Source organism: Rheinheimera texasensis DSM 17496 (assembly GCF_000711985.1).
Taxonomy (GTDB): Bacteria; Pseudomonadota; Gammaproteobacteria; order Enterobacterales; family Alteromonadaceae; genus Pararheinheimera; species Pararheinheimera texasensis.
Genome location: NZ_JONU01000008.1, coordinates 78,974 through 104,567, shown reverse-complemented (window position 1 = coordinate 104,567; position 25,594 = coordinate 78,974). Strand labels below are relative to the sequence as shown.

Here is a 25,594-nt window from a genome sequence, read left to right as displayed (position 1 = left end):
TGTATTGCGTTGAAAGATTTCAGCATGCAGCAAAGACATTTCAATCACAACATCAGGTTAACAATCAGCGCCGCCGGCAGTTGGATTAACGCATACCTGCCGGACAGTTGGCGCTTTGCCAGCGTGAATCACTGCTGAGCGTGAATTTCACATCGCCGTTTTGCGCCTGGCCCGGCAGCGGCATTTTGTACTGGCCGGTGCCCTGCATGTTCATCTGCATCCATTGCGGCGTTTTTAATGTCACAGTGCCCTGCAACGAGCCGGTGTAGCCGCCCTGATCCTGACACTGGCCTTTGACGGACACCGAATTGGACGTGCTGCCGGTCAGTTGTAACTGGCAACGCGGTAAATCTTTTTTTGCTCTACTCAGCCATTGCTCCGGCGTTTGTAACAACGCGACTTCGGCCGCCGTCAGGCATTCCTGTGCCGAAGTTAAGTCTTTTTTCGGCATCATGCCGGCGACTAAAGCACGTTGTTCAGCCGGCACCGCCGCCAGCATTTGTTGTTGCAGGGTTTTCATCTGCTGCAGAATATCCTGACCATTCACCAGCACCTGATGTTGACTACGCCAGTGACCGGTTTGCGGCTGCAGCTGGCTGGCGTGGCTGTGGGAAATACTGAAAAAAGTGGAACAAGACAGGACTAACAAAATGACACGGCGCATCTGGCGCTCTCCCGGAAGACTCAAGACTGGCAGTTAGAGGCTACAGGGTATCCGGAAGTTTCAGTTTTTCAAATAAGATCCCGGCCAGCGTGCGGTTATTGACATTAAGTTTGCGCAAAATCGCCGACACATGCTGCTTGACGGTGGTTTCCTGCACATTCATTTCATAAGCGATTTGTTTATTCAGTAAGCCGTCGGCAATCATTTTCAACACGCGGAATTGCTGCGGCGTCAGCTGCTCGAGCCGACCGGCAAATTCGGCATCAATCAGGTCCTGCGCCTGCGCCACGCTTTGCTGTAAATCCGCCGGCAACCAGGTATCCCCCGCCATCACCGCATCCACCGCTTCGGTCAATACTTCCAGCGGTGCAGATTTTGGTAAATAAGCGGCAGCGCCGAGTTGCAGCGCCTGTTTAATCACAGCAGGGTCTTCAATCGCCGACACCATCAGAATGGAGATATCCGGATATTCAGTGCGCAGCGCAGTTAAACCGGCAAAACCTTCGGCGTCCGGCAATTTCAGATCGAGCAGAATTAATTGGGTATCCGGATGTTCACGCAGCAGCGGCCACAACTGCGCCATGCTGTGCGCCTGATACAGGCTGGCTTCAAGGCCAAGAATCGTCTGCAACGCTTGCGACAAGGCAACGCGGAACAACGGGTGGTCATCAGCAATAATGGCAATCATAAGTCAGTATCCAGACAGCAGAACAACCATGATGCGGGAGCAGACAAGCCGGTGCAAGCATTACACCCACACCGGCTTTGATGGCGTCGCGCAGTTGGCTGGCGCGGAGGCTGAGCAGCTCCGCGCCACCAACTATTCTTCTTTACCAAGTCATCAGAACCGGTAACCCAGCGACAAACTCACTGTTCTTGGGTCGCCGTAGTAAGCCGTGATGGTTTGCTCGGCCGCCAGCAGCGGGAAGTTGTAACCGGCGATGCGGGTGATCTTATCGCCTAAGTTACGGCCTTGAACTGACACATCCCACTTGCCATCCGGCGAATACCAGGTGGCACCGGCGTTAAACAGCGTGTAACCACCGTAGTCCAGCATCGATGGCAGTTCAAAAATCTGCGTTTCACTGCGGTGCGACAGGTTGGCGTTCAGCACCAGTTCGCCGCCGTACATCGCCACTGTGTATTTGCCGCCTAAAGTCGCCGTCAGTTCCGGCGTGTTGGCAAAAGACCACAAACCTGACACGTCTGAAGTGGTTTTGGTCACCGCATCGTAAAACAGCACTTCGTTAAACTTGGCATCGGTGTAACCAACAATCAGGTTAAATTGCAGAGCGTCTGTGGCAACTGCGGTCGCTTCCAGTTCAATCCCGTTAATGTCGGCGCTGGCCGCGTTCAGCACTTGTGATGCCACAGTGTTATTGACGGCGCGCTGCACTGTCACCTGCATATCATCATAAGCCGAGGCAAACACTGCGGCATTTAAGCGCAGACGGCGGTCCAGCCATTCGCTTTTCAGGCCCAGCTCATAAGTGTCCACAGTTTCTGGCTGATACGGGTCGCCGGCATTCGGGTTGACTGACTGGTTGCCGCGCATATCAAAACCACCGGACTTAAAGCCGTCGGTGTAAGAGCCGTACACCATCATGCTGTCATTGGCCTGATATTCAAAACCAACCCGTGGTGAGAAATGACTGAAGCTTTCGCTGCCGGTAAAATCAGACTGAGTGCCGATTTTGGTGGCCGTATTGCGCGGCAGTTTGTAACCGAGATAGACAAAACGATAAACGTTGGCGTCTTTATCATCTTCGGTGTACCGACCACCTAAGGTGAACGACCACTGGTCATTAATTTGATAAGTGCCTTGCGCATAAGCGGCAAAAGAATCGGTTTGCACACAACCACCGTTTTCAATGGTCACGCCAAGGCCGGACACCAGCACAGTACCAAAGGCACCACAGGCGTCGCCTTCAAAGGAATATAAACCAGAGGCAAACTTCAGCGGGCCGCTGTTATACAGGAATTGCAGTTCGTTGGAAGTCTGTTCGTCTTCATAAAACGCCGGCACGTCCAGCGATGGTAATTTGGTCGAGTCAAAGTCGATATTGGTATCGGTGATGCCTTCACGCTTGGCGGTGATGGCTTTCATCGTCCAGTCGGCATTGATATCCCATGCCATCGTCAGTGAGTGGCCTTCAGTACGCACAGAGTTGGTGGCTGGCATACTGGTGTTGGAGTCATAGACATTCGACGGTGGCGTTTCTTTGGTCAGCAAACTTGGCGTTAAACGATGGCCGCCTTTGGAATTGGAATCATCTTTGGTTTTGTCATAGGCAAAGTTAAAGCGCAGGCTGTCGGTGGCCTGATATTGTGCGCTGAAGCGGCCAGTGATGATGTCTTTGTTGTAGTTTTCTGCGCCGGTATTGAGGAATTTGCCAAAACCGTCACGGTCGTAAAATGCACCGGCGCCGCCGATCGAGAGTTTATCCGTGATAGCTTTTTGGCCGGACAGCTTTAAATCGCGCTGATGGTAGCTGCCGACTGTGCCGCGAATGGCAAATTCATCTTCACCGCTTAAAGGTTTAGTGACATATTTCACCGCGCCACCGATGGTGTTACGGCCGTATAAAGTGCCTTGCGGGCCGCGTAATACTTCGATGCGCTCAACATCATAAATATCCAGCGCTGCGCCTTGTGGCCGCGCCATGTAGACGTCATCAATGTAGATGCCGACGCCAGGCTCAAAACCCCACAGCGGGTCTTGCTGACCAATACCGCGGATGTACGCGGTCAAGGTACTGTTGGTGCCACGCGATACCTGCAAAGTGGTATTTGGCGATTGCTGCTGGATGGCGGTCAGGTTTTCGATGCCTTTTTGCTTTAAATCTTCAGCGCCAATCGAGGTCACAGCCACCGGCACCGATTGCAGATTTTCTGCGGTGCGCCGTGCAGTCACCTGGATCACTTCCAGGGCCGCCTCTTCTTTTTTAGCATTCGCGTCTGCGGCTTGTTCCTGTGCATACACAGGGCCTGCCAGCACAGCGCTGATGGTCAGCGCCAACAGCGCCGGTTTAAATGAGTTGTGTGTGGTACGGTGCAATTTATAGTTATTCTGGGCCATCGGGCATCTCCTGCTGATCTCGGCTATCACTTATCTTTCTGATGTATTTCAGTTACTTGTTATAGGTGATCCGGGCGTCTCGTTTTGATACTAACCTGCCTTGGTACCTCTGTCATAAAAATCGGGGCACAAGCAAGTCAGTGACGGAACGCTCAGACTGATAGCCTTACTTTAGGCCGAACTGATGAAATGTTAATCTGTACCTTAGTACTATAGAGATGCGCGGCCTGATGGCTCAGACTCAAAAAAAACCGATGCAAGGACTTTTTTATGCTGAGTTTAACCGGCTTGTTGCTTGGGCTCTGCCTGCTGATCTGGCTGACGATGCGCGGGCTGAACTTATTTATTCTGGCGCCTTTGTGCGCTTTGTTTGTTGCTGTCACTAACGACATTCCGTTTTGGCAAAGCACCGGTAATGCCGATTTTATTCATGCTTACATGAACGGTTTCTCCGGTTTTGTCGCCGCCTGGTTCCTGATGTTTTTGTTAGGTTCGCTGTTTGGCAAACTGATGGAACACAGCGGCGCAGCCGATGCCGTAGCCCTGTGGATTGTGAAAAAACTCGGCCGGGCGCATGCCGTCGCCGCTGTGGTGCTGGCTTGTGCGGTGCTGACCTACGGCGGGGTGTCGGTGTTTGTGGTGGCGTTTTCCGCCTACCCGATGGCGGTAAGTTTGTTTAAAGACGCTAACTTACCACGGCGTTTTATTCCGGCCGCGCTGGGCTTAGGCTCTGTGACTTTCACCATGACCTCAGCCGGTTCACCGGAAATTCAGAACTGGATCCCGATTCAATACCTGCACACTTCACCTTATGCCGGCTGGGAAGTCAGTATCGTCGTGGCGATTTTTATGGCGGCTTTTGGCTATGCCTGGTTAAGCAAAATGATCCGAAGTGCCGTGGCTAAAGGCGAAGTTTTTATTGGCCGCGACAGCGACCCGCAGCTGACCGACCGCGCGCTGCCGCATCCCATTATGGGCCTGATCCCGCTACTGGTGGTGCTGGGGTTATCCAACTGGTTGCACCATAGTCTGCAGCAGGCCGCGCTGATTGTTGCGCTGAGCGGTGGTGTGCTGGCGCTGTACTTACTGAACCGGCGTTTTATTCAAAGTCTGGACAAAGCCATCAACGAAGGGGTGCTGGGGTCTTTGCTGGCAATTGGTAACACCGCCGCTGTGGTCGGTTTTGGTGCTGTTGCCAAACTGACGCCGGCTTTTTCCGATATTGTCCAGACCATGACACATTTACCCGGGCCTGAACTCTTGGGTGCAGCCGTGGCGGTCAGTGCTATTGCCGGTCTCACCGGCTCGGCTTCCGGCGGTCAGGCGATTGCGCTGCCGGAACTGGCTCCGGTGTATCTGGACCGCGGCGTCGACGCTGAAGAGTTACACCGCGTGGTGGCTATTTCATCCGGCGCTTTGGATTCTCTGCCACACAACGGTTATGTGGTCACCACCATCCGGGCGATTTGTGGCGAAAGTCACCAGCAGGCTTATTGGCCGGTCGCGGCAGTGACAGTGGTAGTGCCGGCGCTCGGGACTGGCCTGGCGATTTTATTGTTTCAGTGGTTTTAACAACGCTTTTAAACGGGACAATTTCGCATGCGAAATCTAATCAAATCCGGCGCTCCTAAAATGAGCTTGGTACTGAGCTTGGCACTGAGTTTAATGTGTGCTTTTGCCAGCCAGGCAGCCGAACTGCCGCTGGTGCAAAAACAGCGCTTTGAACTGGCAAACTTCACTACCCAAAACGGCGCACAGTTAAAGCAGGTGCAGGTTGGCTGGGAAGCTTATGGCCAGCTCAATGCCGATAAATCAAATGTGATTTTAATCACGCATTATTTTTCCGGCACTTCGCATGCGGCCGGCCGATATCAAGCCACAGACGCCGCCCCCGGTTATTGGGACGCCATTATTGGCCCTGGCAAAGCTATTGATACCAATCAGTTTTATGTCATTAGCGTCGATACGCTGGTCAACTCCAATGCCAAAGACCCGCATGTTATCACCACAGGTCCCGCCAGCATCAACCCAAGCACCGGCAAGCGCTATGGGCTGAGCTTTCCGGTCGTCACCATCACCGATTTTGTTGAAGTGCAAAAAGCCTTATTGGACAGCCTAGGCATCCACAAGCTACACGCCGTGGTCGGCGCTTCGATGGGCTCTTTCCAGGCGATTGAGTGGGCGCAGCGTTATCCGGAGCGAGTACAGCGGCTGGTGCCGGTGATTGGTACTGCTTATATCGATGCCTACAGCGCCATCAAATTAGAACGTTGGGCCTATCCGATTAAAACCGACCCGCACTGGCAACAAGGCGATTATTACGACAAACCGCAACAACCAAGCGCCGGTCTGGCGATGGCACTGGCCTGGGTGACTTTGGATGCGTTAAATCCGGCCGGTTTTAACCAGAAATACCCGGATTTACGTGCAGATGCAGCCGCGCATCAGGATATCCGTGCCAGTTTCACCGCGCTCGACCAATTGCTTACCGTTGCGACTCAGCGCGCTGCGCTGCAAGACGCCAATCATTTGCTGTATCTGGTGCGCGCATCGCAATTATGGCGCGCCGGCATGGGCGATAACTGGCAACAAGCCATCAAAAATATCAAAGCGCCAGTGTTGTGGTTGCCGGCGGCGGGCGACTTATTGCTGACACCTTTGATGGCGCAGCAAAGCCAGCAGGCGCTTGGCACAGCGGACTCCCGCAGCACAGCCAACCAGCTGTCGCAGATCCCCGGCCAGATGGGCCACTTAGATGGTTTATTGAATATTCAGGCTGTTGCACCTCAACTGAAAGCTTTTTTACAACAACCTCTGTAATAACACCTTTGTTTCCCTGTCCTGCCTGCCCCGGCGCCCCGGTTTGAGGCGCGTTATTTGGGCCCGCCGTGGCAAAGTTATGCCTCTTTGCCCGGTTTTTCTTCTGTACGGAATCTGTGCGATACTGTAATTCCGGTGGTCTTGGATGGCGTGCTGTGCTGCGAAACTCTTTTGTGCTGACTTTTGTGTTGACCATGCTGACTGCAGGCAATCTGCACGCGGCACAATCTGCAAATGCGCTGGATAAACCTGTAGCCCTGCGTTTTTGTTACGAAGACAAACCGTTGGAGCCTTATTATCGGGGAGCCGGAGCACTGGTTCCGAAAGACTTTCCTGGCGCCACTATCGAGCATTTGTCTCAACTCACAGCTGCCATCCCCGGGGTGAGTCTGCAACTGGAGAGGCTGCCTTGGAAACGCTGCCTTTCCAAACTGCAGGCGGGGGACACTGATGCTTTAGTGGCCAGTTACAGGCCAGAGCGGGAACAACTTGGCAACTACCCGATGCTGGATGGCAAACCAGATCCACATCGTGCCTTTAGTGAGCATCACACTTGTCTGGTCAAAAAAGCAGACAGTAAATGGACCTGGGATGGCGAACGGGTACAGGGTATTGATAGTTTGGTGGTGGCCAGGCCGCTCGGCTATGCGCCGCTGATAGTGCCGGGCCCCCAGCAAGTCAGCATGCATTACACCTTATCCGGCACCATGGATCTTGATTTACTGCAAGCGGGCCGCATCCATGCCGTGACAACATTGTGCAGAATTGCCGGGCAAGCTGTGGTTTCATCTGTCATTAGTGATCTTGGCTTACAGGTATTGCAACCCCCACTGCACAGCAATACCGGCTATCTGGTGTTCAGCAAGCAGTTTTCTGCGCGCCACCCGCAGCTGACTGAGGCACTCTGGAACCAGTTACGAGTGAATAAAGCAGTGGCGGTATACCGGAACTATCTGAAACTGCATTTTCTCGAACCTGCGTCAGAAAAAAACACCCAATGAGCCAGCTCTGCTCTGATGCCAATCCATTCTCCCACCGCATGACAATGATGGCTTTGCAGCTGGCAACTCAGCAGTTCGCCATTGTGCAGTTTTAATTCGTAGTGATAACAACTGCCGCGAAACGCGGTACTGATCACCTGCGCTTTCAGCAAACTCTCATCATCGTGCGTAATGTCTTCCGGACGCACCAACAACCAACATGCATCTGAGGGGGCCTCCACGGGGAGCGCCCCTAATGCGGTCCGTACATCACCGGCAGGTTCCCGGCAGACTGACAGCAAATGTCCTTCGCCGATAAATTCGGCGACAAAACGGTTGACCGGCTGATGATAGAGTTCATAGGCACTGCCCCACTGCTGCAGCTGGCCCTGCACAATAACCCCGAGCTGGTCCGCCATGGCAAAAGCTTCATGCTGATCATGGGTAACCAGCAACGCCGTGATGCCTTCGTGCTGCAGGATCTGGCGGATATCGCGGGCCAGCGCGTCACGTAAATCGGCATCCAGCCCGGAAAAAGGCTCATCCAGCAACAGTAGTGCCGGCGCCGGTGCCAGCGCACGGGCTAATGCCACCCGCTGTTGTTGTCCGCCAGACAGCTGGTGCACGGCGCGATCAGCAAGTTCAGTCAAACCGACCAGCTCCAGCATCTGCATGACCCGTTGGCGGCGTTGAGCCACAGGCAGCTGATGCAGGCCAAAACCGACATTGCCAGCCACGGTTAAATGCGGGAACAACGCATAATCCTGAAACACCATCCCGACTTTGCGCCGCTCCGGCGGTAGCTGCACAGTTACCGAGCTGACGATCGAATCCCCCAGCCAGATTTCGCCTTGCGTCAGGGGCTCAAAACCAGCAATGGCCCGCAATACCGAGCTTTTGCCGGAACCGGAAGGCCCCAGCAGACAGCCAATCTGGCCTGTGGCCAGTGCCAGACTGAAATCCTGTACGACCCGTGTATCGCCGTAATGCAGTTCCAGCTGTTTGATTGTTAACATTTACAGGTTCTCCACGCGGCGGGATCAGCTTTTCAGTGCCGCTTTGTTCAGCAAAATCACCGGCAACAGACCAGCCAGCACTATGGTCAGCGCCGGCACCGCTGCGGCCGCCAGCTGTTCATCAGAGGCCAGTTCAAAGGTACGCACGGCCAGCGTGTCAAAATTAAACGGCCGCAATAACAGCGTGGCCGGCAATTCTTTCAAAACATCAACAAATACCAGCAAAGCGGCGGTCCATAACGAGGTTTTCAGTAATGGCAAATGCAAACGCCACAGCAGCTGCGTGCGTGAACAGCCGAGACTGGCCGCGGCCTGATCCATACTGGGTTTGATTTGACTGATGCCAGACTCCAGCGCCTGCATGGCCACCGCCAGAAATCGCACCAGATAAGCCAGCAGCAACGCCAGCACAGTGCCAGACAATAACAACCCGGTACGAATGCCAAATTGCTGTTCCATAAAAAGGTCAAGCCAGTTGTCGAATACACTTAATGGCCACATCACGCCAATCGCAATGACGGTGCCTGGTACGGCATAACCAAGGCCACTGAGCCGGATCAGGAGCTGCTGCCAGGCCGGCAGGCCTTGCCGCAGGCCATACACCAGCACCAGAGCAACCACCAGCAGCAGCACTGTGCTAAGCGCTGCCAGACTGAGGCTGTTACCAAGCAACTGCAGATAATCCAGCGAAAGCCAGGCCGCCGGTGTTTCCAGGCTCCAGACCAGTAAGGCCAGTGCCGGCCAGAAAAACGCCAGCCACAGCACCAGGCTCACCGAGAAGGTCGCCAGCCAGGCGCGGACACCTTTCAGCTGCTGAGGCTGCAACGTCTTGCCGGCCTGTCCGGTATGATAAAACCGCAGCTGACGCCGGCTGTACAGTTCCAACAACATCAGTGCTAAGGCCAGAGTACAGAGCAACGACGACAGCTGCGCCGCACCGGTGCGGTCATTCATGCCAAACCAGGTGCGGAAAATGCCGGTGGTCAGCGTCGGAATACCAAAATATTGCACTGTGCCATAGTCGGCGAACACTTCCATCATCACCAGCGCCATGCCGCCGAACACCGCCGGTCGGGTCAATGGCAATAACACTGACCCCAGATAGCGCCGCCGGCTGACGCCCAGAGTTTGACAGGCTTCCTGCCAGCGCGGGCTCTGACCGGCCAGTGAAGCACGGGTCAATAAATACACATAGGGATATAACACCAGCGCAAATAAACAGATGGCGCCGCCAACGGAGCGGACCTGCGGAAACCAGTAATCACCGTAGCCAAGGCCGGTGAGCTGTCGCAGCCCCTGCTGCAAGGGGCCACTAAAATCCAGTAAAGCGGTGTAACTGTAAGCGATGATATAAGCCGGCAGCGCCAGCGGCAGGATCAGCAGCAGTTGAAACAACCTGCGACCGGGAAACTGGTAAAAATGCAGCAGCCAGGCCAGTGACGCGCCAAGCAACGCGGCCAGCCCCCCGGCACCGGCCGCCAGCAGCAGCGAGTTCAGCAGATAATCCGGCAGCACAGTGGTGGTCAGATGCGACCACAGTTTGGCGTCAAACTGCCCCCAGCTGGCATAAACCACCAACAGCGGCAGCAGCAGGCATGCCGGCAACAGCCACCACTGCGGATGGCGCCAGAACGGAGATGCTTTCATCGGCGGCTTCAGGCGCAGCTCAGTGTTATTTCCACCCGGCTTTATCCATGATCTGGATCGCCTGCTGGTTGAGTTCACCTAATTTAACCAGCGGCAACGCATCGGCTTTGAATTCACCAAAACCCTGCAACACGCTGCTGCGCGCTACACCCTGCACCACCGGATACTCATGGTTGGTTTGCGCGTACCAGGCCTGAGCGTCAGCCCCGGTCATGTATTCCAGCAATTGGGCCGCTTGTTTGGCATTGGGCGCATATTTGGCAACAGCTGCGCCTGAGATATTGATATGTACGCCACGGTCCTGCTGATTCGGCCAGAACACGGACACAGCTTTTGCTGCAGCAGCATCTTTGGCATCATCAAACATCGCCGCCAGATAATAAGTATTGGCAATGGCGATATCACAGACACCGGCCGCAGCGGCCTTAATCTGATCCCGATCGCCACCTTTGGGCGGCTGGGCAAAATTTTTCACCAGACCATTGGCCCAGGCCTGTGTTTTTTCCTCACCCAGCACCGCAATCATGCCGGCCAGCATGGATTGGTTATAGATATTGTCGGATGAACGGATACAAATCTTTCCGCGCCATTTTGGCGAGGCTAAATCTTCATAAGTGCTGAGATCTTTCGGGTTTACTTTGCCGGTGACATAAATAATGGGCCGCGCTCTGGTGGTTAAACCAAACCAATGACCTGCCGGGTCGCGTAACGTGGCCGGGATCGCCTGCTCCAGGGTTTTGGATTGCAGCGGCTGTAGCAAACCTAATTGTTGCGCCCGGTACAGCCGGCCAACATCGGTACTGATTAACAAATCTGCCGGACTATTGCGGCCTTCACTTTGCATCCGGCTTAACAGTTCGTCTGGTTTGCCGGTGATCAAATTCACTTTGATCCCGCTTTGCTGACTGAATTTATCCAGCAAAGGTTTAATCAATTCCTGCTGGCGTGCAGAATAAACATTGACTTCGGCCGCTTGGGCGCAGGCGAAACCTGACGTGAATAGCACAAGACTTAACAATCTGAATTTCATCAACATCCACCATCCAATCAATTGAAATCAAGGCAGTATAACGGGAAAAAACCAGCTACAGATCTCATCTGTCGGTTTTTCCCGGCATTCAATCTCAGCCGTCGCCGGCGCCGTGCCTACGCTGTTGCTAAGGCCGTGCTGCTTCACCTATGCTAGCGGCAATTATTCAGCCCGGAATTATATCTATGTACCGACCTCAACAGATCAGTTTTGTTGCCGCGGTTTTGCTTGGTTTTACCGCTCAGTTACACGCCAGTACTGCCGCCCCACTGACCGCAACTGACTTATATCAGGTGCAAAAACCAGCTGGTATGCAGGTGTCGCCGGACGGTCAGCGCGCGGTCTTTAGCCTGAACCGCTATGACCTGGCCAAGAATAAAAGTAATACCGATTTGCACCTGCTGGAACTGGGTTCCGGCCGGCAAACCCAGCTGACCTTCCATCCGGCCGCTGACAATCAGCCAGCCTGGAGCCCGGACGGCCGCCAGCTGGTATTTGTTTCCAAACGCGATGGCGAGCAAAACCAGTTGCAACTGCTGACCTTAGGCGGTGGTGAAGCCCGCCAGCTGACAGATTTGCCGGTCAGTGTCAGCAATCCGCAGTTTTTCCCGGATGGCAAAAAAATCCTGTTCAGTGCGCAAGTGCCGGCGGGCTTTGCCGGTGACTTTAAGCTGCTGAAAGATGAGAAAAAACCACTACATTCGGCCAAAGTCAGCGAAAACCGCATTTACCGCTACTGGGACCATTTCCTCACCGACGACAAAGTTACGCAGTTTTTTGCCTATGACATCGCAACTGGTGACGTGCAGGCGCTGACACCGGGCTGGGCACAATGGACCAGCCTGGACGGTGGCGTCGAATTTGATTTATCCCCAGACGGCAAACAGCTGGCCTTGAGTGCAGTCAGCAGTAAACCGCCGTATAACAGCTTAAATTATGACGTGTATTTAGTGCCGACCGACGGCAGTGGCAAAGCAGTCAATCTGACCGAAGCCAATCCGGCCGATGACAGCAAACCGGTGTTCAGCCCGGACGGACGCAGCCTGCTGTACGGCGCACAAAAACGCACCGATTTTGGCAATGACAATGTCAAACTGACGCGGTTTGACCTCAGTGCTAAAACCGCCACAGTGCTGGCCGGCAATATCGATTTGTCGCCACAGCAGTGGTTCTTCAGCAAAGACGGCCAGATGCTGTATTTCCTCGCCGAAGACAAAGCGCGGGTGTCGTTGTTTTCCGTGCCGGCCGCCGGTGGCCCGGTGAAACAAGTGCTGCGCCAGGCCACTAATGAACAGGTGCAGGTCGCAGGACCGGCGCAGTTTGCATTGGTGCAGCATGGCATCAGCCAGTTGCCGGAGATTTTCCTGCTCGACAATAAAAGCCGCACTTTAAAACAAATCAGCCAAATCAACACGGCGCTGCAGCAAAATACTCAGTGGGGCAAAGTTGAAGAAATGACGTATCCGGGCTCGGATAACAAACCGATCCAGATGTTTGTGATTTTCCCGCCCAACTTTGACGCGAATAAACGCTGGCCACTGCTGAGCCTGTTACACGGCGGACCGCACGGTGCATTTAACGACGCTTTTGGCACGCGCTGGCACCCGCAAGTGTTTGCTGCAATGGGCTATGTGGTGATTATGCCGAACTTCCATGGTTCGACCGGCTTTGGTGAGGCTTTCACTGCGTCCATTCATGGCGACCATGCGACTAAACCGTTTTTTGACAGCGAAGCGGCCATCGATTACATGACTTCCCGCGGTTATATCGACGAAAGCCGCGTCGCCGCAGCCGGTGGCAGTTATGGCGGTTATCTGGTCAGCTGGATAGCCGGCCACAGCACTAAATACAAAGCCTTAGTCAATCACGCCGGCGTTTATGACCTGATGGCACAGTTTGCTTCCGACAGTACTTTAATGCGCACTTATGCTTATGCCGGTTCACCGTGGAAAGACAAAGACAACGTGCTGAAAGCCAGCCCGGCCATGTTCGCGGAAAACTTCAATACCCCGATGCTGATCACTCATGGTGAACAGGATTATCGCGTGCCGGTGACGCAGGGGTTAGCCCTGTACGGCGTGCTCAAAGGCAAAGGCGTCGATGCGCGGCTGGTGTATTTTCCGGACGAAAATCACTGGATCTTAAAACCACAAAACTCAATTTACTGGTATCACGAATTTGGTCAGTGGCTGGAGCGTTATATTGGTAAAGGCCCCAGCGAATAAATAGCTGAATATAAAGCGGAATAAGTGACAGCTTTAACCCAAATCGCGCAGCCGGATAGCCTGCAACAACGCTACCAGGCTGCCATGTCCAATGGCCAGTTGCAGCCGGATGCGGCACAGCAGCAACTGGTGAGTGCACTGGCACAGCTGCAACAGCAGCTGGCTTTAGGCGAGGCTGGTACGGGTATTTACCTGTACGGCCCGGTTGGCCGTGGCAAAACTATGCTGATGGACTGGTTCTTTGACACGACCGCTACACCAGGTAAATTGCGGCTGCATTTCCATCATTTTATGGCGGCAGTGCATCAGGAATTACGCCAGCGGCAAGGGGAGCCGGACCCGTTAGTGCAGGTGGCGCGCAGCTGGTCGGCTCAATATCAGCTGCTGTGTTTTGACGAATTTTTTGTCAGCGACATTGGCGATGCGATGTTGCTGGCCACCTTATGGCGCGAGCTGTTTGCACAAGGCGTGGTGCTGGTCGCCACGTCCAACTGTGCGCCAGAAGATTTGTATAAAAACGGCCTGCAACGCGCGCGTTTCCTGCCTTTTATCGATGTGCTGCAGCAACATTGCCAGGTACTAAGCCTGGATGCCGGCATCGATTATCGCCGCTGCCAGGCCACCGACTGGCGGTATCTCGGCATCGCCAAACCCGCCGACTGGCTGGCACAACAGGCGCAGCAATATTTTGGCCCGGTAGAGCCCTGCGAGCAGGTGCTGGTGCACAACAGGCCGATACCGGCTTTATGGCGCAATCAACACGTCATCGGTTTTGACTTCATGGCGCTTTGCAGCGGGCCACGCAGTCAGCTTGACTACATGGCACTGTGCCAGCCCGAGCAGGGCAGACAATATCGCGCTATTGCACTGGCCAATATTCCGCAGTTTTTGCCCGAAAGCGCCACCGCTATTTTGCATGGCGTGGAAGAGAATTATCAGCGCGAGCACAGCGATGTGTTTGTCAGCAAACTCGATAACGAAGCACGCCGGCTGATTGCGCTGGTCGATGAATGTTATGAGCGTGGGGTGTTGCTGCTCTGCACCGCCGACAGCACGCCCGAGCTTTGGTATCAGGCCAGTCAGCTGAGTTTTGCCTTTGAGCGCACTGTTTCGCGTCTTTATGAAATGCAGCGCTGGGATCTGGCAAAAATTGTCGGGGCGCACTCACTGTAACTATTGACCTTCCCACTATGGCAAGGTTTAGCCTGCTGCCATCAAAGCCATGGTTGGGCCGGAGCAAATCATATGACCATCACCACGACGTTAAAAATCAAGGGAATGAACTGCGCCTCATGCGCTGGCCGGGTGGAGAAAGCCTTAAGTGCGGTCGACGGCGTCACGCAGGCCAGTGTCAATCTGGCGACTGAGATGGCGGCAGTGACAGGTGACGTCCCCACTCAGGCGCTGGAGGCTGCTGTCTTAGCAGCAGGTTATCAGCTGGAAAGTTCTGCACGGCAATTCGCGGTTAAAGGCATGAGTTGTGCCTCCTGCGCTGGTCGGGTCGAAAAAAGTTTGCTGAAAGTGTCTGGTGTGTTGGCCGCAAGCGTCAATCTGGCCACCGAGCAGGTCAGCCTGCGCTTAACCAACGCCGTTTCTGATGACAGTCTGGCGCAAGCGGTGGCAAACGCTGGTTATGAACTGGTGCTGGCGCCAACTGTCGCTGAAACGGAAATTGGGGCCGGGCACGGGCCTGAAGCAGGCGGCACAGCGCCAAATCAACTCGCCTTTTACCAACAGGACAGCTGGCCAGTGCTCGGCGCTGCGCTGCTGACCATCCCGCTGGTGCTGCCGATGTTTGGTCTGTTATTCGGCGTCGACTGGATGCTGCCGGCCTTCTGGCAGTGGTTGCTGGCGACGCCGGTGCAGTTTTATTTTGGTGCGCGCTTTTACCAAGCCGGCTGGCACGCCTTAAAAGCAAAAAGCGGCAATATGGATTTATTGGTGTCCATTGGCACCAGCGCGGCTTATGGGTTGTCGCTTTATCTGTGGCACAGCTTTGACGGTCATCATGGCGCCCCACACTTGTATTTTGAAAGCAGTGCAGCGGTATTGACGCTGGTATTGCTGGGTAAATTCTTAGAAAAACGCGCGAAAAAACGCACCACGGATGCTTTACAAGCGTTGGAAAACTTAAAGCCAACAACGGCCACCGTCTGGCGTGATGGCAGCTGGTATCGCGTTGCCGCCGCGGCGTTAAAACAATACGACAAAGTGAAAGTTCTGCCCGGCGAGCGCATCCCGGCCGATGGCATCGTGGTTAATGGCAGCAGCCATGTCGATGAAGCGCTGATCAGTGGTGAAAGTATCCCGCTTCACAAAACTGTTGGCGATCACCTGACCGGCGGTGCCATTAATCTGGATGGCCTGCTGGAGTTCGAAGCCATGGCCGTGGGTAGCGAATCCATGCTGGCAAAAATCATCCGGTTAGTCGAGCAGGCCCAAGGCGCCAAAGCACCGGTCCAGGCACTGGTCGATAAGATCAGCAATATTTTTGTGCCGGTCGTGCTGCTGATTGCCCTGCTCACATTGCTGGTTTGGGGGCTGGTGTTAAACGACTGGACCCAAGGCATCTTACACGCGGTGGCGGTGTTGGTGATTGCCTGTCCTTGTGCGCTAGGCCTTGCCACGCCAGCCGCTATTATGGCCGGTACCGGCACAGCCGCCCGGCACGGCATTCTGGTCAAAGACGCTGTTGCACTGGAGCAGGCGACCAAAATCGATTATGTCGTCTTTGATAAAACCGGTACCCTGACCGCAGGTAAACCTGAATTGCTGCAATTGACCGCCTTCGCAGAAAGCCAGCAAACAGTGCTGCAGATGGCTTATGCGCTGTCACAGCATAGCGAACATCCGCTGGCCAAAGCGGTGGTCCAGTATGCCCAAATCCAGCAAGTACCACTTGGCGAAGTCAGCCAATTCACTGTGGTGGCCGGTAAAGGCGTGCAGGCGCAGTTCGGCGAGCGCACTGTGGTGCTGGGGTCTGGTCACTGGATGCGCGAACTGGGATTAACCCTGCCAACCGAACAAATCCAGATCCCGGGTGCGTCCGTGTCCTGGCTGGCCGAAACCTGCGCTGGTCAGGCCAAACTGCTGGGACTGTTCTGCTTTGCCGACCAGGCCAAACCTGAAGCCAAAGCCGCAGTGCAAAAACTGCAGCAACGCGGCATTCAAGTCGCGATGCTGACCGGTGATTCTCAACAAAGCGCCAGCTATATCGCTGAGCAGTTGGGGCTCGATCATGTACAAGCCGAAGTGTTACCACAAGGTAAAGCACAGGCGATTGCGGATATTCAGGCGCAAGGCTTTCAGGTGGCGATGGTCGGTGATGGTATCAATGATGCGCCGGCTTTGGCGCAGGCCGATTTGGGCATTGCGATGGCCACTGGCACAGAAGTCGCTGTCAGCGCTGCGGCGATGACGCTGATGCGCGGCAACCCGGCGCTGGTCGCCTCCGCCTTGCAGCTTGCCAGTGCCACTTACCGCAATATTCAGCAAAATCTGTTTTGGGCTTTTGCCTTTAATATTGTCGGCATCCCGCTCGCCGCCATGGGTATGTTAAACCCGGTGATAGCCGGTGCCGCTATGGCCTGTAGCAGTGTGTTGGTCGTCACTAACGCCCTGCGTTTGCAACGCATGTCTTTCTAAAAAGGAAAAAACCATGGCCACTTTATTAACTATCGGCGATGCGGCGAAAGCGAGCGGCTTGAGCGCCAAAATGATCCGCCACTATGAACAGTCTGGGTTGCTGCGAAAATCTGCGCGGACTGACGCGGGTTATCGTTTGTATAACAGTGAACAAATCAATCAGTTACGCTTTATCCGCCAGGCGCGTCATCTTGGTTTTTCGCTAGCAGATATTCATGCCCTGCTGGAGCTGTGGCAAAACCCCGAGCGCGAAAGCCGGGCCGTAAAACAACTGGCCCAACAGCATCTTGCTGAAATCGCCGCCAAAATTGCGGAACTGCAACATATGCAGCAAGTGCTGACTGCGCTGGCAGACAGCTGCAAAGGCGACGGCAGCCCACACTGCAATATCCTGAATCAGTTGGCAAAACCAACGTAAAGCCTAAGATTTCCCCGGCTCAAACCGACGCTGATGGGCACTGAAATCCGGCACCGCGCGCTGATAATCGGTCTGAAATAAACTCGAATGCACAATAAAATCGGCGGTGGCTTTGTTACAGGCCACCGGGATATTCCACACCACGGCAAGGCGAATGAGCGCTTTGACGTCCGGGTCATGCGGCTGGGAACTGAGTGGGTCCCAGAAAAATACCAGCCAGTCGATTTTTTGCTCTGCAATCAAAGCTCCGATTTGCTGGTCGCCGCCAAGTGGCCCGCTGGCAAAACAATGCACCGGCAGCTGTAATTTGTCGCTGATGAGACGCCCGGTGGTACCGGTGGCGTACAAGGTTTTGTTCTGGAAAAAAGCCGCATGGGTTGCAACCCAATCTAACAATTCAGCTTTTTTACCGTCGTGGGCAATCAGGGCGATAGATTTCATAAGATTCCTTTGCGAGCCATTTGTGATTGAAGATACACCATCACGAAAAGCTGTGGGTAGGGTAAGCGCCATGGATGGTGCGCATCGCCGAAAAGCTCTGGGTACCACGTACTGGGTACCACGTACTGGGTACCACGTACCTGCATTTTCCATTCGCAGAGCGAATGGTGCTCATCAGGCGAAACGCCAAACTGTTGGCGTTTCGAAATCCCTGCTTCGCTGTACCGTACTTCCTGCACATAAAAAAAGCCCGGCAAAGCCGGGCAAACAACCAAGGTCCACGTAAAAAACTCAGTGTGGGGCTGGCAGCGCTATTGAAGCGCTCGCCAATTAAGCACTAATCACAATCCGCTTCATCGCGGTCATATAACCCCGTAATTTCTTGCCAACGATTTCCACCGGATGATTACGGATGGCTTCGTTTACTTCAATCAACCGCACGTTATCAACACCGTTGCTGGCTGAGGCTAAACCTTTGCCCAATAATTCCGGGCTGATGTTGTTCACCAGGTCGCGCAGCATTGGGACTGCGGCGTTAGCAAACAGATAGTTACCGTATTCTGCCGTGTCGCTGATCACCACGTTCATCTCATACAGACGTTTACGGGCAATAGTGTTCGCAATCAGTGGCGTTTCATGCAGCGACTCGTAATACGCTGATTCTTCGACAATACCGGCTTCAACCATGGTATCAAACGCCAGCTCAACACCCGCTTTCACCATCGCCACTAACAAAATCGCGCGGTCGAAATAATCCTGTTCTGCAATCTGCTCACTCGATACCGGTGCGTTTTCAAAACCGCTTTGACGGGTTTCTTCGCGCCAGCCGAGCAGTTGTTTGTCGTCGTTCGCCCAGTCCGCCATCATGGTCTCAGAGAACTTACCGGAGATGATGTCATCCATGTGCTTGGCAAACAGTGGCTGCAGAATACCTTTTAATTGTTCAGCCAAATCAAAGGCTTTGATTTTCGCCGGGTTCGACAGGCGGTCCATCATATTGGTGATGCCACCGTGCTTCAGCGCTTCGGTGATGGTTTCCCAGCCAAACTGAATTAACTTGGCCGCAAAACCGGCTTCATAACCATCAGCAACCAGCTTGTCATAGGCCAGGATCGCACCGGTCTGTAACATGCCGCACAGAATGGTCTGCTCACCCATCAAATCTGATTTCACTTCAGCGACGAAGCTGGATTCCAGCACGCCGGCACGGTCGCCGCCGGTCGCAGAGGCATAAGCTTTGGCGATGGCCAGGCCGTTGCCGTTCGGGTCGTTTTCCGGATGCACCGCAATCAGCGTCGGTACACCAAAACCACGTTTGTATTCTTCACGCACTTCAGTACCCGGGCACTTCGGCGCCACCATGATGACGGTGATGTCTTTGCGGATTTGCGTGCCTTCTTCGACGATATTAAAACCGTGCGAATAAGCCAGCGTCGCGCCTTGTTTCATCAACGGCATTACCGCTTTAACCACTGAAGTATGCTGTTTGTCCGGCGTCAGGTTCAGGACCAGATCGGCCGTTGGAATTAATTCTTCGTAAGTCCCTACGGTGAAGCCATTTTCGCTGGCCTGCAGGAAAGATTTACGTTTCTGGGCAATAGCGTCAGCGCGCAGTGCATAAGAAATGTTCACGCCAGAATCGCGCATGTTCAGGCCCTGGTTTAAACCCTGAGCGCCACAGCCAACGATGACTACTTTCCAACCTTTGATAAAGTTACAACCGTCAGCAAACTCTTCTTTTTGCATAAAACGGCATTTGCCCAGCTGCTTTAACTGCTGGCGTAAGTTCAGTGTGTTGAAATAATTAGCCATCTGTCGATCCTGATAATTCTGATTTGCCGGTCCGGTAGTGCAACAAGCACTGGCGGAGCTTTGGCAGAACAACGCTCTGTGCGCTGTTTTGATAAAGCCAGCATAGGCCACTGGTTTCATTGCGTGAAGTGATATATTCTCAAAACAGTATTTCACTTTTTGCAATTAAGAATCTGCAATCGACAGGTTGTAGCAAAGGAATCTGATGGATATCCGCAGCGCCCAGCTTTATCTGCATCTGGCCAGCAGCCTGAATTTCAGTAAAACCAGTGAACAGTTATATGTTTCACCGTCGACGCTGACGCGCATTATTCAGCGGCTGGAAGATGATTTAGGCGTGCAGCTGTTTAGCCGCGACAAAAGGTCGGTCCGACTGACACCGGCTGGCGTGCGTTTTCAGCAGTTTGTGAAGCAGTACCTGGCTGACTGGCATCAGCTGCAGGTTGATTTGTCATTAACCTCAGACGCGCTGCAAGGCGAGATCCGGCTGTTTTGTACTGTCACCGCCAGTTACAGCCATTTACCAGCCATTCTGGATAAATTCCGCCTGCTGTGCCCGAAAGCTGAAATCAGCCTGACTACCGGTGACGCCGCGCTGGCGCTGGAGAAAGTGAAAAACGACGAAGCCGATATTGCGCTTGCGGTCTATCCGCCGAATTTACCGCTGAATATCGCTTTTGCCAGTATCGCCAAATTACCGCTGCAGCTGATAGCGCCGGTGATCCCCTGTAAAGTCAATGGTTTACTCAATGAAACGGTAATCGACTGGGATAAAATCCCGCTGATCGTGCCGGAACATGGCCCGGCGCGCAGCCGCCTTGATGCCTGGTTAAAACATCAGGGCATCACGCCGAATATTGTTGCCAAAGTAGAAGGCCATGAAGCCATGGTCAGTATGGTGGCGCTGGGTACTGGCGTAGCCATTGCGCCCGATCCTGTGGTGCAGCACAGCCCGGTGCGCGACCGGGTGCGCGTGCTGGCGCTGGATTATCAGTTCAGCCCTTTTGATTTGGGCATCTGTATGCAATCCAAACGCCTGCACGAACCGCTGATGCGCGCCTTCTGGCAAGTCGCCTCAGGTGGCCCGGCCCTGCAGCAATAAAGCGATTGGTTTTTGCAACAGCCGCAGCGCAGGCAACACTGTTGCCAGCAGCACCAGACCCAGCAGCAGTGCCAGAGCCGGTAACACAGCACTGTACTGAAACACCGGTGCGCCCAATTTGCCGCTCAGCCAGGGCGAAAGCCCTGCCGCCAACAGCGCACAGACCGGCAGGCTGAACAGTAATAACCCGAGCTGATGGCCACATAAGCGGCTGATTAAACCCGGCACTGTGGCACCGACGGCAAGCTTGGTTGCCAGCACACTTTGCTCTAACAGCAGCTGAGTTTTCAACTGATAGTACAAACTTAACGCGGCAAGCAAGCTAATCACGCCGGCTAACAGCAACGAGATGCGGGCAAAAATCCAATAAGGTTCATTCATTTGCTCCAGCTGGGTAGCCAAAGTGCCTTGGTAGCTGATGTCTAAATCCTGGCCTTGCCGGTCGGCCCAGTCTTCCAGTGCTGTGGTCACGTCATCTACCAGCTTCGGGTTTGTGGTGAGAGTCAGATATTTATGCGGCCCCCAGCCGTTTGGTTTCAGTTGGGTATAGATCATCGGCATTGGTGCCGCTGCCACACCGTGATGCGGCAGGTTTTTCACCACTCCGCGAATTTGTACCCGTACTTCGAAGGGGGCCATGTAGCTCAGTGTACTGCCGGGTAAATCGGTATAGGTCTGGCCAGGTTCCAGCAAACGATCCGCTAATGCCTGATTAATCACAATGCCGTCTGTATCTGTTGCCGCCGTGCCGGCTAAAACGTCGGCGCCTAAGAATTGCAGGTAATTGCTGCTAACTTCGAAACTGCCAACAAACAACTCCAGTGTTTGACCCGAGACCGTAGTGCTGAGTTTGCGTTCCAATGGCTCGGAAAATGTGCCGGAAAACGCTATTTGCTCTGACCGGTAAACCCCAAATTCACCACGCTGCAGCGCCGCATCTGGTTGAATTCCGGGATTAAACCGCAGCTTCAGCTCTTCAAATGGCAACCAGCGGCTGATAGTTTTTTCCTGCTGCAACAACTGAAATTGCAGCGACAAGGCCAGCACCAGTGCCAGACCGGCAAAACTGAGTTGTAGCACCTGCTGCGCCCACGCCAGCCTTTGCTGTAACAAGTTGCGCTGGCCCTGACGATTGCGGAACATCCGGGCGCGCCGCAACAGCCACAGCAGTGGCAACTGGCTGCACAGCAGTAAAAACACAGTCAGCCCCAACACGGCAACGGCGGCATAACCCCAGGCAAAGGGCACACCGGCACTGCCAAAATATTGCTGATAAACCCGTAAACCGGATAATAACGTCGTCCCCTGCCAATACAGCATCCCACCTATGGCCAAAGCGGCGCACCAAAGTGGCAACTGCTCCAGCGCCAGTTGCCGGCTTAACTGCCGGCTACGGGCGCCTAACACCTGACGCATCCCCATTTCATGTTGGCGCTGTACCAGCTGACCGATCAGGCAAAATACCAGGTTAATAGCAACCACGGCGCCACATAACAGCGTTAGGCAACACAGTAACCAGAATTGCTGCAATAAGTCAGCGCGTTGTTCCGGAAAAAGCTCAATACCCGGAATAATGTCGGCCTGATGCTTATCTTCAATCATTTTAAAAGCTTGCAGACCTAACCATTCGACAGGCGTTGCATCATAGTTTGTTCTCAGAGTGGTTAAATACACCCCCGCTCTATACTGAATAAATCCGATGCTGTCAGGTAGGTTTTCAGTCATCGCCAAGGCTTTTGGGCCAGGACCTTTGCTGGTGTCATGGCCTTTATCAATATCCATTAAAGGTAAAAAGCGGTCCTCCCAGGGTAACCACAAACCCGGTCGTTTCTCACTAAAGCGGTCTAGTGCAGGGGGTAATACCGCTGCAATCACATAACGTTTGTCATTTTCACGGACCAATACATCAAGGCCCTGCACATCTGGTTTGCCCAATAACTGCCAGAGCCAGTGACTTAGATAAACCGGCTGCGCCTGCCCAGCATCAGTGCGGGTAAAAGGCGCTTGCAACCCCAACACTGCTGGCAGGTTTTCGCTGTAGTACATTAGCTTAGTGCGGTCGATATTCTGCTCAGCAATCCGCAGCTCGCTGCCTGCAAATTGCGCGATAGCCAGCGCCGTCACTTCAGGTTGGAGCTTTAACCGGTACAACTCCGCATTGCTAACAAGCCTATAACGACCTTGCGGGTCGGTGCGGTGCACAGTTGCCACCAAGTCTGCCGGCTGCGCCCAGCCTGGCAACGGTGTGCGCAGCTGCGGCCCTAGTTGCAGTAACAGCAACAGTAAGGCACTGAAACAACCTAAGCCAAGCGCCAGTAAACTCCATTGCAGGGGCTGGCCACGCCATAAACGCCAGCCAAACTTCAGCGTGAACAGCATCTGCATCAGCCTGCCCTCTGTTCGGCCAGTGACGAGTTTACTGGCGCAACACAAGTTGGCTGTGTTGCTGTGACTGTTGCTGTTGCGACAAACTGGCCATCAGCCAGATACAAACGGCGCTGCGCCCTGGCTGCCAGCTGTGGGTCATGTGTCACCATCAGCACTGTCGCGCCATCCTGGTGCAATTTAGCCAGCAGGTTCATCACAATCTCAGCGCTTTGCGAATCCAGATTACCGGTCGGTTCATCTGCCAATAACAAACTCGGGTTAGTAATAAGTGCCCGCGCTATCGCTACCCGTTGTTGCTGACCGCCGGATAACTGCTCCGGATAAGCGTCCAGCTTGTCTGAAAGCTCCACGTGCGCCAGCACTTGCGCCGCCCGGCTGCGGTAGTCGGCTGCTTTGACGCCGGCTAAATAACGTAGTGGTAAACTGACATTCTCCGCCACTGTCATGCTGCTAATCAGGTTAAAATTCTGAAAAATCCAGCCAATATGCCGGTTACGCAACACACTATGCTGATAAGCCGACAAACCCGGCACCGACTGACCAAGCAGCAAATACTCGCCGGCTGAAAAGCTATCGAGTAAACCAATAATGGATAATAAAGTCGATTTGCCACTGCCGGAGCGGCCTTCGATCGCGACAAACTCACCGCGTGTCACACTAAAATCCAAAGCCTGTAATACCGGCAGTTGCAGCTTACCCTGAGTAAAGACTTTAGAAGCCTGCCGGATGTCGATTAGGGTTTCCGCCTGATTGGATTGCGGGTTATGAGCTTCAGCCATTGAGGTCCTCCGGTGCAATTACATCGTTGTTTAACAGTGCCGCCGGCACCTGCAATAAAATTTGTTCACCGGCTTTCACACCATCTAATAGCTGCATTTGTTTTGGCGTCAGGCTGCCGATCAGCACTTCGCGGCGCTGATATTGTTCAGTGGCAGCCTCCCAGACAAACAGCGCCTGGCGTTGTTGTGGTTTTTGAATATAAGAAGCGCGGTCACTGAGCAGCGTTTGCTCCTGGGTCCCAACATTGATATCGGCTTTGACTTCAATATTGGCGCGGGCGGTATCAGGCAAATCACTTAACAACGCCACATCGACCCGTAAAAAGTTGTCCACCACATTCGGCGACACCCAGCTGACTTCACCGAGCATGGGTTTGCCTTTGATATTCAGCGTCACCGCCTGGCCGGGCTTCACTAAAGCCGCATCGACAGCACCGATTTTCAGCTCCGCTAATAATTGCCCGGGCTCAGCCACTTGCCCGAGAGCCTGGCCTGCCACCACCTGACTACCTGGTTTTAAACTTTCATCCAGCGCAATCAGCTGACCGCTGATCTCGCTGCTGACGGCCAACGCCAGTACATCTTGCTTGGCGATATCCCGTTGTTTTTCTGCCCGTTGCCGGTTGAGCTCTGCCGCAGCCAGCCGGTTTTGGCTGGATTTAGCAAAGCCTTTGAGTTTCTCTTCGGCCAGCAGCACTTTTTGTTTGGCCTGCATCAGCAGCGCCTCGCTTTGGGCAAAATCCAGCGCTGAAACAATTTGCTGGCGAAACAGCTCTTGCTTGGCGGCCAGTTGAGTTTGCAACAGCTGCTGCTCGGCCTTGGCCAGCTGTAAATCATGCCGCAGTTGCAACTGCTCTTGCTCCAACTGTTGCTGCAACAGTAAAAATTCGGCCTGCTGTGCCTGTAATGCCAGCTCTTGCTCTTCCAGCTGACGCTGTAATTTTGGATTCACCAGCTGCAAAATCGGCTGCCCGGCCTCGAGCATAGCGCCGGGTCTTTGCGCCAGCTGCAACACCCGGCCTTCGGTCATCGCAATCAGGCTTTGCACTTTTTGTGGCACTAAAACGCCAAAGGCGCTGATTTGATGGTCTAAATTGCCTCGGGTCACCGGGCTACTCTGTGAGTTCTGGGCATTGGAACCCCGCACCGCGCTTGAGCTCAACAAACCCAAGACGGTGGCCAAGGCGACGCATGCAACCAGCAGCAACAATTTACGACTTTGCCAATATGGCTGACGTTCTGCGGGGATTTGCATCGATGTCACATCCTCTGTGAAAAACTGCACAAACTGAGCATGCTCAGTTTGTTATTTAAAGACAAATGTAATTTTTATGTTTAATTACAGCAATATAGCAGTGAACATTTAACACAAGTTAAAGAAAAATGCCGCCAAAAACCTAATGAAAAATTGATAATTGGAAGGAGTACCGCGAAAAAATTGGTCAGCAAAGCGAAGAGTTGCCCAAAGCTTTACCCAACCTTTACCTGCCTTTTCGCCGCGTTGACACAGCAATGACTAGACTGAGTGGTGTCTGATACCAAACCGCA

At 53.9% G+C, this 25,594-nt stretch carries 19 protein-coding genes; 8 read left to right on the top strand and 11 right to left on the bottom strand.

Features of this window, described 5'->3' with window-relative positions; translation table 11 throughout:
- Window positions 1-85 precede the first annotated feature (85 nt).
- The 3 genes from Q399_RS0106430 to Q399_RS0106415 all read right to left on the bottom strand — a co-directional run bounded on the left by Q399_RS0106430 (window position 86) and on the right by Q399_RS0106415 (window position 3,743).
- Entirely contained in the window at window positions 86-664 is a 579-nt protein-coding gene (locus tag Q399_RS0106430) for a DUF3617 family protein (protein WP_031566882.1), read from the bottom strand.
- A gap of 40 nt (window positions 665-704) precedes the next feature.
- Entirely contained in the window at window positions 705-1,352 is a 648-nt protein-coding gene (locus Q399_RS0106425) for a response regulator (RefSeq protein WP_031566879.1), read from the bottom strand.
- A gap of 153 nt (window positions 1,353-1,505) precedes the next feature.
- Window positions 1,506-3,743 carry a TonB-dependent receptor gene (locus tag Q399_RS0106415; RefSeq protein ID WP_031566876.1) on the bottom strand — a complete coding sequence of 746 codons (2,238 nt, stop codon included), beginning with the start codon at window positions 3,741-3,743 and terminating at the stop codon, window positions 1,506-1,508.
- Between the two features lie 270 nt (window positions 3,744-4,013).
- Between Q399_RS0106415 and Q399_RS0106410 the strand changes: the two genes are divergently transcribed.
- From Q399_RS0106410 to Q399_RS0106400, 3 genes are all read left to right on the top strand, one after another.
- Window positions 4,014-5,315 (top strand): GntP family permease, encoded by a 1,302-nt coding sequence (locus Q399_RS0106410; RefSeq protein WP_031566872.1) that lies wholly within the window; start codon window positions 4,014-4,016, stop codon window positions 5,313-5,315.
- Window positions 5,316-5,342: 27 nt separating this feature from the next.
- Window positions 5,343-6,563, top strand: a complete 1,221-nt coding sequence (locus Q399_RS0106405) for an E22 family MetX-like putative esterase (protein WP_245612846.1) — start codon at window positions 5,343-5,345, stop codon at window positions 6,561-6,563.
- 116 nt (window positions 6,564-6,679) lie between these two features.
- Window positions 6,680-7,564: an amino acid ABC transporter gene (locus Q399_RS0106400; RefSeq protein ID WP_157836246.1), complete on the top strand. Its 885-nt coding sequence runs from the start codon at window positions 6,680-6,682 to the stop codon at window positions 7,562-7,564.
- Here the strand turns inward: Q399_RS0106400 and Q399_RS0106395 are convergent.
- The 3 genes from Q399_RS0106395 to Q399_RS0106385 are packed head-to-tail and all read right to left on the bottom strand — an operon-like array spanning window position 7,513 to window position 11,236.
- Window positions 7,513-8,559 carry an ABC transporter ATP-binding protein gene (locus Q399_RS0106395; protein WP_031566865.1) on the bottom strand — a complete coding sequence of 349 codons (1,047 nt, stop codon included), beginning with the start codon at window positions 8,557-8,559 and terminating at the stop codon, window positions 7,513-7,515. The genes Q399_RS0106400 and Q399_RS0106395 overlap by 52 nt on opposite strands.
- A gap of 24 nt (window positions 8,560-8,583) precedes the next feature.
- Window positions 8,584-10,206 carry an ABC transporter permease gene (locus Q399_RS0106390; RefSeq protein WP_031566863.1) on the bottom strand — a complete coding sequence of 541 codons (1,623 nt, stop codon included), beginning with the start codon at window positions 10,204-10,206 and terminating at the stop codon, window positions 8,584-8,586.
- A 25-nt stretch (window positions 10,207-10,231) separates the two neighbouring features.
- Window positions 10,232-11,236, bottom strand: coding sequence for a Fe(3+) ABC transporter substrate-binding protein (locus Q399_RS0106385; RefSeq protein WP_031566860.1), 1,005 nt, complete (start codon window positions 11,234-11,236; stop codon window positions 10,232-10,234).
- Window positions 11,237-11,421: 185 nt separating this feature from the next.
- Between Q399_RS0106385 and Q399_RS0106380 the strand changes: the two genes are divergently transcribed.
- The 4 genes from Q399_RS0106380 to cueR all read left to right on the top strand — a co-directional run bounded on the left by Q399_RS0106380 (window position 11,422) and on the right by cueR (window position 17,524).
- Window positions 11,422-13,461 carry a S9 family peptidase gene (locus Q399_RS0106380; protein WP_031566859.1) on the top strand — a complete coding sequence of 680 codons (2,040 nt, stop codon included), beginning with the start codon at window positions 11,422-11,424 and terminating at the stop codon, window positions 13,459-13,461.
- 24 nt (window positions 13,462-13,485) lie between these two features.
- On the top strand, window positions 13,486-14,634 hold the full coding sequence (gene zapE / locus Q399_RS0106375; RefSeq protein WP_245612845.1) for a cell division protein ZapE: 1,149 nt from the start codon (window positions 13,486-13,488) through the stop codon (window positions 14,632-14,634).
- 72 nt (window positions 14,635-14,706) lie between these two features.
- Window positions 14,707-17,106: a heavy metal translocating P-type ATPase gene (locus tag Q399_RS0106370; RefSeq protein WP_031566854.1), complete on the top strand. Its 2,400-nt coding sequence runs from the start codon at window positions 14,707-14,709 to the stop codon at window positions 17,104-17,106.
- A gap of 13 nt (window positions 17,107-17,119) precedes the next feature.
- Window positions 17,120-17,524 carry a Cu(I)-responsive transcriptional regulator gene (cueR, locus tag Q399_RS0106365; protein WP_031566853.1) on the top strand — a complete coding sequence of 135 codons (405 nt, stop codon included), beginning with the start codon at window positions 17,120-17,122 and terminating at the stop codon, window positions 17,522-17,524.
- Window positions 17,525-17,527: 3 nt separating this feature from the next.
- Here cueR and Q399_RS0106360 read toward each other — a convergent pair whose 3' ends face one another.
- Together Q399_RS0106360 and ilvC are read right to left on the bottom strand one after the other, a co-directional pair.
- Entirely contained in the window at window positions 17,528-17,965 is a 438-nt protein-coding gene (locus Q399_RS0106360; protein ID WP_031566851.1) for a methylglyoxal synthase, read from the bottom strand.
- A gap of 330 nt (window positions 17,966-18,295) precedes the next feature.
- Entirely contained in the window at window positions 18,296-19,777 is a 1,482-nt protein-coding gene (gene ilvC / locus Q399_RS0106355) for a ketol-acid reductoisomerase (RefSeq protein ID WP_031566849.1), read from the bottom strand.
- Window positions 19,778-19,982: 205 nt separating this feature from the next.
- Between ilvC and ilvY the strand changes: the two genes are divergently transcribed.
- On the top strand, window positions 19,983-20,879 hold the full coding sequence (ilvY, locus tag Q399_RS0106350; protein WP_031566846.1) for an HTH-type transcriptional activator IlvY: 897 nt from the start codon (window positions 19,983-19,985) through the stop codon (window positions 20,877-20,879).
- Here the strand turns inward: ilvY and Q399_RS0106345 are convergent.
- Genes Q399_RS0106345 through Q399_RS0106335 form a run of 3 tightly spaced genes read right to left on the bottom strand, consistent with a single transcriptional unit; the run spans window position 20,853 to window position 25,301 of the window.
- Window positions 20,853-23,264 (bottom strand): ABC transporter permease, encoded by a 2,412-nt coding sequence (locus Q399_RS0106345; protein WP_031566844.1) that lies wholly within the window; start codon window positions 23,262-23,264, stop codon window positions 20,853-20,855. The two genes, ilvY and Q399_RS0106345, sit on opposite strands and share 27 nt — an antisense overlap.
- Window positions 23,264-24,046: an ABC transporter ATP-binding protein gene (locus Q399_RS0106340; protein WP_084164178.1), complete on the bottom strand. Its 783-nt coding sequence runs from the start codon at window positions 24,044-24,046 to the stop codon at window positions 23,264-23,266. Before Q399_RS0106340 ends, Q399_RS0106345 begins: the two co-directional genes overlap by 1 nt.
- Window positions 24,039-25,301: an efflux RND transporter periplasmic adaptor subunit gene (locus Q399_RS0106335; RefSeq protein WP_031566839.1), complete on the bottom strand. Its 1,263-nt coding sequence runs from the start codon at window positions 25,299-25,301 to the stop codon at window positions 24,039-24,041. The genes Q399_RS0106340 and Q399_RS0106335 overlap by 8 nt, the downstream gene beginning before the upstream one ends.
- Between the last annotated feature and the right edge of the window lie 293 nt (window positions 25,302-25,594).